The organism is Polaribacter sp. (assembly GCF_965660385.1).
Taxonomy (GTDB): Bacteria; Bacteroidota; Bacteroidia; order Flavobacteriales; family Flavobacteriaceae; genus Polaribacter.
The window spans coordinates 54406-71561 of sequence record NZ_CBFHZT010000011.1; the positions used below are offsets into that span (position 1 = coordinate 54406).

Here is a 17156-nt window from a genome sequence, read left to right on the forward strand (position 1 = left end):
AATTAAGCAAAAATGCTTAAGAGATTACCATCTAAAGAGGTCTTATAAGTTTTTAAATTATTTTTGCCCTTACTATTTAAACCATTACCAGCAGTATTAAAACGCGCTGAATGTTCTTTGCAATAGTATTCATTATTTCTAAAGATAATTTTATCTCTGGGTTCGTGACTACATCTAACTGTAGCTGCTACATAATTGCCATTTAAATCTTTTGCCACAACTATTCTATTTTTAATTAAGTAACCGCCATTCTTTTTTAAAGAATTTGAAGCTGTATCTGTTAGATCTATAGTTAATAATGCTCCTGTATCAGGGTCTGGTTCTATGGCAATTTCTTCTGGAAAAAAATCTCCATTATCATTTGTACACCCTCCTAAACAAGAGAAAGTTATTGCGAAAGCTGCTCCTGCACCTAATGTTTTTAAAAATTCTTTACGTTTCATAATTTGTTTTATATTTTATTTATTGCCTATTTAATAGTTATACAACTTCGCTATAAAAAACCCTACTTAAGTGTTTTATTTTTGTATAATTTATTTAATAAATGCAAGTAACTCTTTAATATATTTTTCTGGTGTCGTTTTTTTATAACTAGTTTCTCCAAATACTTTTCCTTTACTATCCATAACAACTACAAAAGGGAAAATTCCGTTTTTATTATATGTTTCAAATAATTTTCCATTTGCTTCTGCTTGTTCTTTTGGTAAAGCATTTTTCTTTTTTCTAGGGAAATCTGCTTGTAGCATTACAAAATGTGCTTCTGCATACTTTTTAAATGCTTCAGAACTCCAAATTTCATGATCTAATTTAATACATGGAGCACACCAGTCTGATCCTTGAAAAACAAGAATAATTGGTTTGTTTTCTGACGCTGCAATTTGCTTTGCTATATTAAAATCGGTTTTCCAATCTTGTGCTTTTATTGAAAGAGATAAGAGCAATAAAAGTACTACTTGAACTAATTTTTTCATCATTTTAGGTTTAGAAATTTGTAAGCTTCATCATAGTTTTATAATGAAGCTTACTAAAAACAATTAATCAACTCAACTATTATATATTAATATGTTTTAATTACCTCCATTTTCATTGTCGTTATCATTGTCATTGTTATCACCATCATTGTTATCACCATCATTGTCATCACCATCATTGTCATCACCATCATTGTCATTACCATCATTGTCATCATCATTATTATCATCACCATTTCCATTATGCTCATCAGAATCATTTGTTCCATCATTGTCATCATCATCATCATTTCCATCATCTGTACCATCATTATCAGAATCTGTATCTGTATAATCAGCATCACCATCACCATCAGAATCATCATTTGTGAAATCACCATCTCCATCATTATCTTCATCTTGGTCTAATTGACCATCATTATCTGAGTCTGTATCTTGATAATTTGCAACACCATCATTGTCTGCATCATCATTTGTATAATCACCATCATGATCTGCATCTTCATTAATATCAGCAGCTCCATCTCCATCATCGTCTGTATCTTTATAATCTGGAGTTCCATCATTATCTGTATCTTTTCTATTTATGGCTACAATAAAATCACTTTCTGAACTTATAGTTTCTTTTGTACCATCTTTATCTATTTCAAAAGGGAAACTAATACCATCTATAAAATTAGAAGTAGAGATGTTTTTTGCAATACTTGCTAATTCTTCAATTGAATTAATTTGAACTTTAATGCTATTGTTATAAGATATAGATATTGGGTATGAAAATTTGAAACCTAAATCGAAAGTCATGCTACTTTCTGGGTTAGTAGAATTGTAAAAAGTACCATCTGTTTTTAAGTGACTTTTTACCACCTCTACTACTGTTTTTGCAGATGCACTTTTTTCTGTAGTTTCATTTGTTTCGTTTGGATCTGTTAATTCATCTTCGTTATTAGTTGTACATGAGAATGTTAATAAAGAGATTAACATTAAGAAAGTAATTGATTTTAAAGTTTTCATTTTATCTAATTTTAAAGTTATTTTTAATTTTATGAGCCCTTTTTTACGACTCTTCAAATACTATACAATCTCAAAATAAAAACCCCTACCTTTTTTTATTTATTTTTTTAACTACATTTGAAAACTCTTTTAAAATTCCCTTTTAAAATTAATAGACTTAAATGATAAAAGATTTAAAAAACATCTGTAATTCTAAAGTCTTTGAAGAAGTATTTACTAATTATGTTAAAGATGTAAAACGTTTTATGTTATTTAAAACTAAAGACATTGACTTAACAGAAGATATTGTGCAAGATGCTTTTGTAAAACTTTGGGACGAATGTAAAAACGTGAAATTTGAAACTGTTAAGAATTATTTATTTACAATTGCTAATAATTTGTTTCTAAACATTATTAAGCATAATAAAGTAATAGACAAACATCAAAAAGGTTATGTGCACGAAAACAGCAATGAAACACCAGAGTTTATTTTTTTAGAAAATGAATTTTATGATAAACTACAAAATGCAATTGCTAGTTTAACAGAAAAACAACGCGAAGTATTTTTATTAAGTAGGATAGAGAAAAAGAAATATAAAGAAATTGCTGTACAATTAAATATTTCTGTAAAAGCGGTTGAAAAAAGAATGCATACAGCATTGGTTAATTTACGAGAAAAAATTGATTTTTTTTAAAGGTAGGGTTTTTACTCTTTAAATTGTATTATATATATCAAATCTATAAAATGGCAGAAAAAACTACTTTTAATGATACTTATTTAGCAAAATGGATTGCTGATGAAATTACAGATAATCAATTAAAAGAATTGGTATCTGATAAAGATTATAAGGCTTATAAAAATTTAAAAATAGGTGTACATGCATTTGAATATTTAGAAGCACCCTATAATGCTACTTTAACTTCTATAAAAGATAAAATAGCAGCTAAAAAACCTGTTAAAAAAGGTACAAAAGTAAAATCTTTATTTGCTAAAAGCATGATGGCTGTAGCAGCTTCTATTGCTTTATTTTTTAGCGTTAGCACTTTTTTAGATTTTAGTGATGTTACTGTTGAATCTGATTATGGGGAAATAAAAACAGTAGCGCTCTTAGATAATTCTCAAGTAGTTTTAAACGCAAAATCTAATTTATCTTACAATAAAAAGGATTGGAAAAATAAGAGGAATGTAAATTTACAAGGTGAAGCGTATTTTAAAGTTCAAAAAGGAAGCACATTTAATGTAATTACAGAAAACGGAATAATTTCTGTTTTAGGCACACAATTTAATGTAAATTCTCAAAAAGATTTTTTTGAGGTAACTTGCTTTGAAGGTAAAGTAAAAGTTACTAGCGGTAATAAGATATATATTTTAACTCCTAATAAATCTGTTCGAATTTTAAAAGGTATTGATACCGAAAAAACTTTAAATTTAACCAATACTGAACCTAATTGGGTTCTTGGTGAAAGCGATTTTAGAAGTGTACCTTTAAGCATCGTAATTAATGCTTTAGAGAAACAATTTAACATAACTATTAAAAGCAATACTATAGATACTTCAATTATTTTTACAGGCTCATTTGATAATAAAAATTTAAAGGTTGCTTTAGCCTCTGTTTTTAAAACAACCAACATAAAGTACCAAGTAAAAAACGATACAATTATTTTATCTAACTAAATGAAGTTTTTAATAGCTGTTTTTTTTACTGCCATAAGTTATTTTTCGTTTGCACAAGAAAAAACGAAAAAATTAATTTCATTAGATAGTATTCCAGCAACAGAAGCATTTACAATCTTAGAAAAAGAATTTAATGTAAAGTTTTCTTACACCGATATTATTATTAAAGGAAAAAACATTTTTTTTAGCAAAAAAAAAAGACGCCTTCAAGAGGTTTTAGATGAGCTTTCTGAACAAATAAATATTGATTTCGAGTTTATAAACAATCGATTTATTATAGTTACACAAAAAACAAACCTCAACTTTTTTGATGCCACAAATACCCTAGAGCAAGTTCTTATTAAAAGCTATTTAGCAAAAGGAATTGTAAAAGATAAAAATGGAGCTTTTAAATTACGTCCAAAAGAATTAGAAATTTTACCCGGTTTGATAGAAGCCGATGTTTTAGAAAATTTGCAAGAGCTTCCTGGAGTTGTGAGCCCTAATGAAACTGCTACAGGTTTAAATGTTAGAGGTGGCACACCAGATCAAAATCAAATCATTTGGGACGGAATTACTATTTATCATAGTGGGCATTTATTTGGTATGGTATCTAATTTTAACCCCAATATTACCAACAAAATATTGTTTTTGCACAAAGGAATAAATCCTAAATATGGAGAAAGAATTGCAAGTGTTATTAATATTTCTACAACAAATGCTGTTGCCAAAAATTTAAATTTAGGTTTTGGCTTCAATGGTATTAGTGGCGATATTTTTATAGATACACCCATTATTAAGGATAAACTAAGTGTTTTGGTTTCGTTTAGAAAATCGTATCATAGTTTTTTTGAAACTGGTCCTTTTGAGAAAATGGAAGAAAAGGTATTTCAATCAACTCAAATTCACAGTTCAGATAATTCTGATGAAATTTTTTATTTTAAAGATCAAACTGTAAAGTTAAATTACACTTTTAATAAAAAAAATCGAATTTCTGCTAGTTTTATACATATTGACAATGATTTAGAACACTTTTTTGAAAACGTTAGTTCTAAAGAAAATTACAAAGACATTTTAGACACAGAAAACAACGGTTTTAGCATCAATTGGCGTAAAAAATGGACTTCAAACACGCAACAAACAACAACGTTTAGTGCATCCAATTTTACCCTTAATTATAATTTTATTACGTATAATAATAATCAAAAAGATGCTAATTTTCATAAAGAAAACCTAGTTAAAAATCAATCTATTTCTACAGAAATAAATACACAATTACCTTCAGGAAATTCAGCTCTTTTTGGTTTTCAATCAGTTTATAAAGATGTGGGCTATTCTTTTACAGAAACTACTGACTTAAAATATATTTTAGATAAAAAAAGAAATCATCTAAATACCTATTCTTTATTTGCTAGTTATAGCAATAACAATTTTTCTTTTTTCGATTATAATTTAGGTGTAAGAACCAACTATTATAGAGAACTGAATCAATTTAGAATTGAGCCAAGAGTATCAATTCTAAAAGAAGTTTTTAAAAATTTAAAACTGCAGCTAACAGCAGATGTTAGAAACCAAACAACTAGTCAAATAGATGAAACACTTATTAGTAATTTATCTTTAGAAAATAAGCTTTGGCGTATATCAGATGGAAAGAATGCACCAATTATTAATAGTAAACAAATGACCTTAGGCTTTTTATTTGACAATAAGGGTTGGAGTTTTGATGTGGATACTTATTATAAAAAAAATGAAGGAATTTCTGCTTTAAAGCTTGGTTTTTTTAGTAATAACACTAATAATTATATTATTGGAGAGCAAAATATTTATGGTATAGATTTATATCTAAAAAAGAATTTTCATCGCATAAAATCTTGGATAAGTTATTCTTTTACAGACATTAAAAATGAATTTGAAACACTAAATAATGAAGAGTATTTTACCGCAAGCAATCAAATACAACATGCTATTTCTTCATCATTAGCTTACAAAACAAAAAAAATACAATTCGCTTTAGGCTGGAAGTGGCATTCAGGCAAACCTTACACATTATCGGAAACCAATGCTACAAATACAATTTTTAATCAGGGCATTAATACTGGAAGATTACCAAATTACAATCGATTTGATTTTTCATCTATTTTTCATTTTTCATTTTCAAAAAATAATGAAATTAAAGGTAAACTGGGCGTATCTATTAGAAATTTATTGAATCAAAACAACTTAATAAGTAGAGAATATATAGGCAACAACATACCAAATGATGTGATTACTGCGATCGATAAATATTCATTAAAAAGAACTACTAATTTTGTTTTTAGATTTGAGTGGTAGTTTAATGTTTGTAAAAAATATAAAAAACACTATTCATAAAATCTGAAGATAAATTTTTTTTATATGTATCATTTTCCCATTTAGCCCCTCTTTACATCCAAGAAATAAAAAAAATTATAATGAATAGAAAAATTACAGATCATTTATTTATTGATATTGTAGATATTTACATAATTAAAATGGGTTAAGCAAACTGATTAAAAATTCAGATGATTTAATTTTTTTAACAAATACAACAATTTTTTATGAAAAAACTACTGCTTTTATGTACTCTTTTGGTTCTATTTTCGTGTAAAAATAATACGCAAAAAAAACTAAAACCAACTTTTTTAATTGGCGAATGGAAACGTTTAAACGATAAACCTAGAAGCCAAACCTACGAAATATGGAATACAAACTTAGTAGGTATGGGTTACACCATGAAAGGCACAAAAAGAACTTTTCAAGAAATTTTAAGTATTGTAAAAATTAATGACACGTTATACCTAGAAGTTAAAGGGGTAAATGAAAAAGCTACTTTGTTTAAGTTTACCAATCAAACAGATACTTCTTTTGTTTGTGAAAATGCTAAAAATGATTTTCCAAAAAAAATCACCTATTTTAAAGAAGGTAAGCAATTAAAAGCAATTGTTGCTGCTGATGATTTTAGAATTGATTTTGTTTTTGAAAAGCTACATTAATTACGTTTTTTAGGAAGTAAAAAGAAAAAAGTTGTACCGATTTTATCTTTACTTTCTACCCAAATTTTGCCATTATAATACTCAACTATTTTTTTTACTGTTGATAAACCTATACCAGAAGATGAACCTATATTATCTAATTTGGTAAATACATTAAATATTTTGTTGAAATACTTTGATTTGATTCCAACCCCATTATCTTTTACAAAAAATTCGAAATTCTTTTCTTTTTCTGTAAATCCAATTTCAATAATTCCGTTTTCTTTATCATTATAGTTAATTGCATTCTGAATTAAGTTTTGGAATAATTGGTTAAATCTCCACGAATTTCCGTACAAAGTCGGTAAGTTTTTTTGAACCTTAATTGTAATATGTTTAGGTACTAATATTAGTTTAATGACCTCTTGCAAAATCATATTTAAATCAACGTTTCTATTTTTAGCTTCTAGCCTATTTACTTTAGAGTAGTCTAAAATTCCTTTTATAAGCAGGTCCATTTTCTCAATATTAAACAATACTTCATGTAAAGACTCTAGTGCTTTTTCATCAATTACATGCTCGTTATCACTTATAAACCAAGTTAATAAAGTATGCATATTAATTAACGGTGCTTTTAAATCGTGCGAAACCATTTGCGCATAATCATTTAACTGCTCATTTTGAATGGATAAATGTTTTAGTAATTCCTCTTTTTTTTCCTCCTGTTTTTGAATTAATTCTTCTTGTTCTTTTCTTTCAATTATATTTACTAACATATTTGCATAAACAAATAGAATATCTTTTTCATTTTCAGAATACTTGTTGATGTTTTTAACATAATCAAAGCCTACAAAACCTATTAATTTACCCTTTTTTATTTTAGGTATGGTTATTAAACTTTTAATACCTTGAGGTTGTAAAATTTCATACAAACCAAATTCTCCTTTGCTTGGTAAAAGACTTACATCTTCTATATATAAAGCTTTTCCTTTTTGATGAGCTTCGACCCAATCACTCAAAACTTCAAGAGGCAAATGCTGTAAATTTTTAATTTCTGGTTCAATACCTTCATTACACCATTCGTAAGTATTTGAACATGTTTTTTTCTTAAAATTATATGAAAAAATGTAGCTTCTGTCTGCACCAACAAACTCCCCAATATTTCTTAGAGAACTTTGTACTAAACTATCGATGTTTGATAAATCTGCATTAATATATTTTGTGGAAATACTGATTAATAATTTTTGAAAACGCAGTTGATAATCGATAATTTTATCCTTTTCAATTTTAGAGGAAACATTTTTTTTCATTTATAATGCCTTTTTAAGCGTGATTGAATTAGATACAAAACAATGCGCTAAAGATACATTTTTATTAGTAGTTATCAATTCAAAAAAATCACCTACATTAAGAGGAAGAGCATTCATTAAAGGTTAAACAATAATTTCTTTATTGAAAAAACACTATCTTAGTATTAATACTTAACTCTTAATACATCTTAAAAAGATAGTATTAAGTAGCATTTAATATACTAACCAATATCTAAAATACCATGAAACAAAACTTTGTATTTATAAGCATAGTATTTACTTTTTTCTTTACTACCCTAAGTACAGCTCAAGATAAATTACTACAATTAGAAGATTACAGCAAATGGAAACGAATTGTATCTTCAAAAATTTCTCCTGATGGAGCGTGGTTTATCTACGGTCTTAGACCAAATGGAGGTGATGACACCCTATTTGTTAAAAAAACAACTGCTACAACATCAGACTTTACGTATCGTATTCCTTATGCCAGCTCACCATCATTTTCTAGTAACAGTAAATGGGCAGCATACCTTATTTCACCATCAGAAAAAGCTGCTAAAAAACTAAAAAAATCAAAGAAAAAAGCATTCAAAACAGCCGAACTAAGAAATCTTATTACTGGTGATTCTATCCAATTTAAAAGAGCAAAATCGATGACATTCTCTGAAGACGGTAAATACTTTGCCATATCTTTAGAAAAACCAGAAAGTGATAAATCAAAACACAAAGGACAAGACCTCGTAGTTGTAAATTTAACAACTTTAGCAACCTTAAACTTTGGTAATGTTAACGAATTTGCATTTAACAAAAACTCCAGTCACATAGCATACACCATAGATGCAGCTGAAATGGTTGGAAATGGTCTATACGTATATGACCTTACCAAAAACAAACTACACAATTTAGATAGTGATAGAAAAACATATAGCAGTCTTATTTGGGATGATGCAACTTTATTGAAAAAAAACTGGAGTAATAAAGGTACTCAAATTGCAGTATTAAAAGGCGAAAAAATAGATACGCTAGAGCAAAGAGAGAATATGCTTTTGGTATTCTCTAATGTAAATCAAAACCCAATAAAAAGAACTTTTAACGCAAAGAAAACAACCAATTTTCCTAAAAACTTTGTGATTAGTGAAAAAGGACGCTTGCAATTTAGCAACGATGGAAGTTTTGTTTTGTTTGGAATTAAAGAGCAAGAGAAAAAAATCAAGATGTCTAAAGATACCATTGCTAATCTTGATATTTTTCATTGGAATGATGAAACTATTAATTCTGTTCAGAGAAGGAGAGCCAACAGAAACCGAAACTTTACATATTGGGCATCATACCAATTTAAAAACAAAGCATTTACTAGGCTTACAGACGACAGTATGCGTAATTTATTATTCTCAAGAAACTCAGACTTTTGGGTAGGTAGTAATCCAAAACCTTACATTAATGATGTTAATTGGGGAGTTTCTCCTGCAGATTTGTATCGTGTTAACTTAAAAACAGGAAAACGAGACTTAATGGTTAAGTTGATAAAAAGGTCTTTAGGCTATTCCCCTAATGGAAATTATTACGCAGTGCAAAAAGATACAGCTATCCATGTAATAAACCTGGAAACCAACAAACTAACAAATATCTCTAAAGTTACTAACGTTAACTTTATGAATCTAGAACATCCTTATCCTCATGAAAAACCACCTTATGGTTTAGCAGGTTGGACAAAAGATGGCACTTCTATTATCTTAAATCATAAATATGATTTGTGGTCATTAAAATTAGATGGTTCTGATGCTAAGAATATAACACAAGGTTTGGGAGACAAAGAAGAAATCCGATTTAGATACCAAAACCTAAACAACAATGATCCATACATTGACACAAAAGAACCACTTCTTTTAAATGCTTATGGAGAATGGACAAAAAAGGCTGGTTTTTATGAATTAAAAGTGGGTAAAAAACCTAAACCATTAATTTTTGATGACTACGCTTTTACTAGAATTATGAAAGCAGAAAAGTCTGACAAGGTTGTATTCACCAAAGAGTCTTTTGTAGAATTCCCAGATTACCATATTAGCAATCTTTCTTTTAAAAAACCTAAAAGGTTAACTGATGCTAATCCTCAGCAAAAAGAATATAAATGGGGTTCTAAAGTATTAATAGATTACACCAATAGCAAAGGTGAAAAATTACAAGGTACACTTACGCTTCCTGCAAATTATGAAAAGGGAAAGAAGTATCCAATGGTTGTGTATTTCTATGAGAAAATGTCTGACAGACATCATCGTTATTACATGCCTTCTTACGATGATCGTCCACATGGTTCTACGTACGCTAGTAATGGTTATTTATTCTTTCAACCAGATAATGTTTATGAAGTAGGAAAACCAGGTACAAGTTCTTTAGACTGTATAACTTCAGCAACTCAGAAAGTAATTGATTTAGGGTATGCAGACCCTGAAAAAATTGGGTTACAAGGACATAGCTGGGGTGGTTATCAATCTTCATTTATACTCACACAAACAGACATGTTTGCATGTGTAGTAACTGGTGCACCACCTACAGATCTTGAAAGTTTTTATAATAATATTTATGGAAACACAGGAACCAACCATGCTGGTATTATGGAAATTGGACAAGTAAGAATGGGAAGAGGTGTTACACCATGGACACATCGTAAAATCTATCAGAGAGAAAACCCAATGTTTCATGCTGATAAGATTAAAGTACCGTTTATGATATTACATGGAACAGCTGATGGTGCCGTAGATTGGACTCAAGGACTTGAATTTTATAACGCAGCAAGAAGATTAGGAAAAGAAGTTATTTTCTTATCATATCCAGGAGAACCACATCATTTACGAGTAGAGGCCAATCAAAAAGATTTTCAGACTAGAATGAAACAATATTTTGACCACTACTTAATGGATAAAGAAGCTCCTAAATGGATGAAAGATGGTATTCCACATCTTAAAAAACTGTATGATAAAGCAAAATAGCTTTTACTAAAAACTATTTAAGGTTTTATGCTTAAATGATAACTAAACTTAAACACAAAACACCTCCAAAACAACATGTTATTTTGGAGGTTTTTTTATATGCTAGAAAATGATTACCCACATTTAGAAGATCCGCAATCATTACAAGTTAAACAGCCTTCTTGGTAAATTAATTTTGTAGAATTACAATTATCACAAGTTTGTCCTTTGACTTTTGTACCATCTGCAACATAACGTTTTAGAGCACGTTGCACACCGTTTTTCCAAGTATTTATAGAAGCACTATCCAACTGTAAACTATGAATCAAATCAATTACTTTATCAATTGGCATTCCATGACGTAAAGTTCCTGAAATGAGTTTTGCGTAATTCCAAAATTCTGGATTGAACTTATGCGACAATCCTTCTATAGTGGTTTTATAGCCTCTTTTATTTTGATATTGAAAATCGTAACGTGAAGTTCCGTCTTCATTTCTACTTTTAATAATGAGTCCTTTTTCTACCCATCTTGGAATTAGAATTCCGTCTTCATCATCTACCAAACCAGTAAAAATTTCATAAGGTTTCTCATCAACCAAACCTACAAAAGCAATCCATTTTTCTTTCTGATTTTGAAAACGAACCACATCTGCTTCTAGCCTTTCAGGTCGTTTTTTAGAAAAGTTAACCGTCGTTTTCTCCTCCTTCTTTTCATCCGTAGAAATTAAAACTCCAGAACGCGAACCATCTCTATACACAGTAACCCCTTTACAACCTACTTCCCAAGCTTTTACATACAACTCTCCTACCAAATCTTCAGAAACGGTATTTGGCAAATTTACGGTAACACTTATAGAATGATCTACCCATTTTTGGATTGCTCCTTGCATGGTTACTTTGCTCAACCAATCGATATCGTTAGAAGTTGCTTTATAATAGGGAGATTTTTTTACCAAATCATTCAGTTCTTCTTGCGAATAATTTTTATTGGTATCTATTCCGTTTACTTGCATCCATTGTTTAAATCGATGATGAAAAACAACATATTCTTCCCAAGAATCACCAACCTCATCCACAAAATCTACACGAATGTTTTTATCATTCGGATTTACCTTTTTTCTTCGTTTGTAGACAGGTAAAAACACAGGCTCAATACCAGAAGAAGTTTGCGTCATTAAACTTGTAGTTCCTGTAGGCGCAATGGTTAACAAAGCAATATTTCTTCGGCCGTATTCTAACATCTCATAGTACAATTTACTATCTGCTTCTTTTAATCGTAAAATAAACGGATTCTCTTTTTCTCTGTCTGCATCAAAAATAGAAAAAGCACCTCTTTCTTTAGCTAAATTTACTGATGCTCTATAAGTTTCTACCCCTAAAACCTTATGTACTTTTGTTGAAAATTCGATTCCTTTTTTGCTTCCATATCTAATATTTAAAGCTGCTAACATATCTCCTTCTGCTGTAATCCCTATACCTGTTCTTCTACCTTCATAAGCTTTTTGTCTGATGTTTAACCATAAATTTTTCTCGGTCGCCTTTACTTCGTCCTTTTCTGGATCTGCATCTATCTTAGCCAAAATTCCATCAATTTTTTCTAGTTCTAAATCGATGATATCATCCATCATTCTTTGAGCAATAACAATGTGTTTTTTAAACAATTCAAAATTAAAATTTGCTTGCTTCGTAAACGGATTTTCTACATAAGAAAATAAATTGATTGCCAACAAACGACAAGAATCGTAAGGACATAATGGAATTTCTCCACACGGATTTGTAGAAACTGTTTTATAGCCTAAATCTGCATAACAATCGGGTACAGATTCGTTGATAATTGTGTCCCAAAATAAGATTCCTGGTTCTGCTGACTTCCATGCATTATGGACAATTTTTTTCCAAATATTTTTAGCTTGAATGGTTTTGGTAAATGAAGGTTCATTGCTAAAAGTTGGATATTGTTGTGTGTATTTTTCATCTGCTTTTACGGCTTTCATAAAAGCATCATCAATTCTTACAGAAACATTAGCACCTGTAACTTTTCCTTGTTCTAATTTGGCATCAATAAAATCTTCTGCATCTGGATGATTAATGGAAACCGATAACATAAGAGCTCCTCTTCTACCATCTTGAGCTACTTCTCTTGTAGAATTGGAATAACGCTCCATAAACGGAACTATTCCTGTTGATGTTAAAGCTGAGTTTTTAACAGGAGACCCTTTTGGACGAATGTGTGATAAATCATGACCAACTCCTCCTCTACGTTTCATTAACTGTACTTGTTCTTGATCAATTTTTAGAATTCCTCCATAAGAATCTGAATCACCATTATTGCCAATTACAAAACAATTAGAAAGCGATGCAATTTGAAACGGATTTCCTATTCCAGCCATTGGACTCCCTTGAGGAACAATATATTTAAAGTCTTTAATGACCTCAAAAATTTCTGATTCTGATAAAGGATTTGTGTACTTCTGTTCAATTCGAGCAATTTCTTTTGCTATTCTTTGATGCATGTCATTAGGTGAACTTTCGTATAAGTTCCCATCAGAATCTTTTAAAGCGTATTTGTTAATCCAAACAGTTGCAGCAAGTTCGTCGTTATTAAAATAAGAGAGAGAAGCTTGTAAAGCTTCTTCCCTAGTCACCTTTTTTTTAGGCGTGAGTAGGGCTTTGGAATTCATGATGAAAATTGTGTTTTAAGTTGATGTTAAAGTGGTGTGAAGTTCACTAAAACACAAAACTTAAAAGATGACAATTATCATGAGATTTTGAATAAAAATACCTAAGGTATTAAAAATCAAATACCTACAAACTTATCAACATTAAAAAGTTAACAAATAATTTAATTTTACGATTTGTAAATCATTAGTAATCGAATGTTCCAAACTCACTTTTAATGGTAAGTTTTTTGCTTTCGAAAGTTGCTACGCTACCAACAATTTGTGCATTTACATTATAAGATTTTGAGATTGCAATAATATCTTCTGCAATTTCTGGAGATACATACAACTCCATTCTATGTCCACAATTAAATACTTGATACATTTCTTTCCAATCGGTTTTAGATTGTTCTTGTATCAATTTAAATAAAGGCGGAATTGGAAACATATTATCTTTAACAATATGTAAATCATCAACAAAATGTAAAATTTTTGTTTGTGCACCACCAGAACAATGTATCATTCCGTGTACAGATTCTGAATCGAATTTTGATAAAATTTCTTTAATTATTGGTGCATACGTTCTTGTTGGAGACAATACTAATTTACCTGCATCAACTGGTGAGTTTTCAACTTTATCTGTCAACTTTGTATTTCCTGAATACACTAAATCTGAAGGAACAGCAGCATCAAAACTTTCTGGATATTTTTCTGCTAAGTATTTATGAAAAACATCATGTCTTGCAGAAGTTAATCCGTTAGAACCCATACCTCCATTATACGCTGTTTCATAAGTTGCTTGACCAAAAGATTCTAAACCAACAATTACATCACCAGCTTTAATATTAGCATTGTCAATAACATCAGTACGTTTCATTCTAGCAGTTACTGTAGAATCTACAATGATTGTTCTTACCAAATCGCCAACATCTGCAGTTTCTCCTCCAGTAGAATGAATGGTTACTCCGAATTTTTTTAAGTCTTCAATTAATTCTTCTGTTCCGTTTATAATTGCTGATAAAACTTCTCCAGGAATTTTACTTTTATTTCGGCCAATGGTAGAAGATAACATAATATTATCTGTAGCACCTACACACAACAAATCGTCAATATTCATAATTAAAGCATCTTGTGCAATGCCTTTCCATACAGAAATATCTCCAGTTTCTTTCCAATACATATATGCCAAAGAAGATTTTGTACCTGCACCATCTGCATGCATTATCAAACAATAATCGTCATCATTTGTTAAATAATCGGGTACTATTTTACAAAATGTTTTTGGAAATAATCCTTTATCTATATTCTTTATAGCATTGTGTACATCTTCTTTTGATGCAGAAACACCTCTTTGTGCATACCTTTTAGAAACTTCTTGGCTCATATCGTTTTATCTTGATGTTGCAAATTTAGTTTTTTGATGATATAAAATGCAAAAAACAGCAATGAATGTTTGTAATGAGATTTATGAAACTAAAAAAGACCTTAAGTATTTGTTTAAATAGTTAAGGTCTTTAAAATTCATTTCGTTATTTTTTAAGAGGCAGCTCTTAATTTTTTTAATGTTGAATTTGATAATTTTGATTTTGCATATTCTTTAGATACATTAAATTCTTTTTGATCAGAACTTGGCAAATCGAACATTGCATCTGTAAAAATAGCTTCGCATAAAGAGCGTAAACCTCTTGCACCTAGCTTGTATTCTACTGCTTTACCTACTATGTAGTTTAATGCTTCTTCGTCTATAGTAAAATTTACATCATCCATACCAAACAACTTTTCATATTGTTTGATGATTGAATTTTTTGGTTCTGTTAAAATTGCGCGTAAAGTTTCTGCATCTAAAGGGTTCATATAACTTAACACTGGTAAACGACCAATAATTTCTGGTATTAATCCAAAAGATTTTAAATCTAAAGGCGTTATGTATTGCAATAAATTGTCTTCGTTTATTTTATCATCTTCTAAAGATGCTCCAAAACCTACGGCTTGTCTGTTTAAACGCTTGCTAATCAATCTATCAATTCCAGAAAAAGCCCCTCCAGCAATAAATAAAATATCTTTAGTATTTACTTCTATAAATTTTTGTTCTGGGTGTTTTCTACCTCCTTTTGGAGCTACATTTACAACAGCACCTTCTAATAATTTTAACAAAGCTTGTTGTACACCTTCTCCAGAAACATCTCTTGTTATGGAAGGATTATCGCCTTTTCTGGCAATTTTATCAATTTCATCAATAAAAACAATACCTCTTTGTGCTTTTTCTACATCGTAATCTGCAGCTTGTAACAATCTACTTAAAATACTTTCTACATCTTCACCAACATAACCTGCTTGTGTTAATACAGTGGCATCAACAATAGAAAAAGGTACATTTAACATTTTGGCAATGGTTCTAGCCACTAAGGTTTTACCTGTACCAGTTTCACCTACTAAAACAATGTTTGATTTTTCAATTTCTACGTCATCATCTGTGTTTTCTTGTAACAATCTTTTGTAATGATTGTACACAGCAACAGCCATTGCACGTTTGGTTTCGTTTTGCCCAATAATATATTGATCTAGAAAATTTTTAATTTCTAGTGGTTTTTTTAGGGTTAAATCTTTAGCAAGTGAACTTGATTTAGACTCAGAAATTTCTTCTTCTACAATACCATGTGCCTGTTCTATACATTTATCGCAAATATGGGCATCCATACCTGCTATTAGTAAGTCTGTTTCTGCTTTTTTACGTCCGCAAAACGAACATTCTAAGTTTTCTTCTTTAGACATTTAATTTGGTTTTTGGTTATTAGTTGGTAGTTTTTGATTAAAAACCAAAAACCATCAACCAAAAACTAAATACTATTTATTTTCTAGTTAAGATTTCGTCGATCATACCATATTCTTTGGCTTCGTCTGCTTTCATCCAATAATCTCTATCAGAATCGTTGTGTACTTTCTCTACAGTTTGCCCAGAATGATTTGCAATTATGGCATACAATTCGTCTTTTAACTTTAAGATTTCTCTAGCCGTAATTTCAATATCAGAAGCTTGACCTTGAGCACCCCCTAAAGGTTGGTGAATCATAATTCTTGAGTGTGGCAAAGCAGAACGTTTTCCTTTTTCTCCTGCACACATTAAAACAGCGCCCATAGAAGCAGCCATACCTGTACAAATTGTAGCAACATCTGGTTTTATAAATTGCATAGTGTCGTAAATACCTAAACCAGCATAAACTCCACCACCTGGAGAATTGATATAAATTGAAATATCTTTATTAGCGTCTACACTTTCTAAAAACAATAATTGTGCTTGTATAATGTTGGCAACTTGATCGTTAATACCTGTTCCTAAAAAGATAATTCTATCCATCATTAAACGTGAAAAAACATCCATTTGAGTGATGTTCATTTGACGTTCTTCCATAATATATGGCGTTAAACTACTTGTTATTTTTGTATAAGAAGTACTACTAATTCCATGATGTTTTGTAGCGTATTTTTCGAACTCTTTTCCGTAATCCATTTCTATATTCATTTAAATAATTGGTTGTGTAAAGATAAGAACATTTCTCTTAATATTATGTTAGACTTTAAAAGCAAAAACCTGAACTAAAAGCTCAGGTTTTAATT

The 17156-nt window shown here is 29.8% G+C and carries 13 protein-coding genes; 5 read left to right on the plus strand and 8 right to left on the minus strand.

Annotated elements, in window-relative coordinates; genetic code table 11:
* Positions 1 to 2 precede the first annotated feature (2 nt).
* The 3 genes from ACTG3V_RS05325 to ACTG3V_RS05335 form a co-directional block, all read right to left on the minus strand.
* On the minus strand, positions 3 to 443 hold the full coding sequence (locus ACTG3V_RS05325) for a Rieske 2Fe-2S domain-containing protein (protein ID WP_439131103.1): 441 nt from the start codon (positions 441 to 443) through the stop codon (positions 3 to 5).
* A 90-nt stretch (positions 444 to 533) separates the two neighbouring features.
* Entirely contained in the window at positions 534 to 971 is a 438-nt protein-coding gene (locus tag ACTG3V_RS05330) for a thioredoxin family protein (RefSeq protein WP_439131104.1), read from the minus strand.
* 96 nt (positions 972 to 1067) lie between these two features.
* Positions 1068 to 1982, minus strand: coding sequence for a hypothetical protein (locus ACTG3V_RS05335; protein WP_439131105.1), 915 nt, complete (start codon positions 1980 to 1982; stop codon positions 1068 to 1070).
* Between the two features lie 161 nt (positions 1983 to 2143).
* Here ACTG3V_RS05335 and ACTG3V_RS05340 point away from each other — a divergent pair, with 161 nt between their 5' ends.
* From ACTG3V_RS05340 to ACTG3V_RS05355, 4 genes are all read left to right on the plus strand, one after another.
* Positions 2144 to 2656 (plus strand): RNA polymerase sigma factor, encoded by a 513-nt coding sequence (locus tag ACTG3V_RS05340; protein WP_439131106.1) that lies wholly within the window; start codon positions 2144 to 2146, stop codon positions 2654 to 2656.
* Between the two features lie 50 nt (positions 2657 to 2706).
* A complete protein-coding gene (locus ACTG3V_RS05345; RefSeq protein WP_439131107.1) occupies positions 2707 to 3636 on the plus strand; it encodes a FecR family protein in 930 nt (309 codons plus the stop codon).
* Positions 3637 to 5946 carry a TonB-dependent receptor plug domain-containing protein gene (locus ACTG3V_RS05350; protein WP_439131108.1) on the plus strand — a complete coding sequence of 770 codons (2310 nt, stop codon included), beginning with the start codon at positions 3637 to 3639 and terminating at the stop codon, positions 5944 to 5946. It abuts the gene before it with no gap.
* Positions 5947 to 6191: 245 nt separating this feature from the next.
* Positions 6192 to 6626 carry a DUF6265 family protein gene (locus ACTG3V_RS05355; protein WP_439131109.1) on the plus strand — a complete coding sequence of 145 codons (435 nt, stop codon included), beginning with the start codon at positions 6192 to 6194 and terminating at the stop codon, positions 6624 to 6626.
* Here ACTG3V_RS05355 and ACTG3V_RS05360 read toward each other — a convergent pair.
* Complete coding sequence (locus ACTG3V_RS05360; RefSeq protein WP_439131110.1) at positions 6623 to 7915, minus strand: GAF domain-containing sensor histidine kinase; 1293 nt, start codon at positions 7913 to 7915, stop codon at positions 6623 to 6625. The genes ACTG3V_RS05355 and ACTG3V_RS05360 overlap by 4 nt on opposite strands.
* 242 nt (positions 7916 to 8157) lie before the next feature.
* Between ACTG3V_RS05360 and ACTG3V_RS05365 the strand changes: the two genes are divergently transcribed.
* The gene (locus tag ACTG3V_RS05365; RefSeq protein ID WP_439131111.1) at positions 8158 to 10902 is read left to right on the plus strand and encodes a prolyl oligopeptidase family serine peptidase; all 2745 of its coding nucleotides are present in this window, start codon (positions 8158 to 8160) and stop codon (positions 10900 to 10902) included.
* Between the two features lie 113 nt (positions 10903 to 11015).
* Here ACTG3V_RS05365 and ACTG3V_RS05370 read toward each other — a convergent pair whose 3' ends face one another.
* The 4 genes from ACTG3V_RS05370 to clpP form a co-directional block, all read right to left on the minus strand.
* Positions 11016 to 13562, minus strand: a complete 2547-nt coding sequence (locus ACTG3V_RS05370) for an adenosylcobalamin-dependent ribonucleoside-diphosphate reductase (protein ID WP_439131112.1) — start codon at positions 13560 to 13562, stop codon at positions 11016 to 11018.
* Between the two features lie 184 nt (positions 13563 to 13746).
* Positions 13747 to 14925, minus strand: coding sequence for an AIR synthase related protein (locus tag ACTG3V_RS05375; protein ID WP_439131113.1), 1179 nt, complete (start codon positions 14923 to 14925; stop codon positions 13747 to 13749).
* A gap of 152 nt (positions 14926 to 15077) precedes the next feature.
* The gene (gene clpX, locus ACTG3V_RS05380) at positions 15078 to 16313 is read right to left on the minus strand and encodes an ATP-dependent Clp protease ATP-binding subunit ClpX (protein ID WP_439131114.1); all 1236 of its coding nucleotides are present in this window, start codon (positions 16311 to 16313) and stop codon (positions 15078 to 15080) included.
* A 76-nt stretch (positions 16314 to 16389) separates the two neighbouring features.
* Positions 16390 to 17049, minus strand: coding sequence for an ATP-dependent Clp endopeptidase proteolytic subunit ClpP (gene clpP, locus ACTG3V_RS05385; protein ID WP_439131115.1), 660 nt, complete (start codon positions 17047 to 17049; stop codon positions 16390 to 16392).
* Positions 17050 to 17156: the final 107 nt, after the last annotated feature.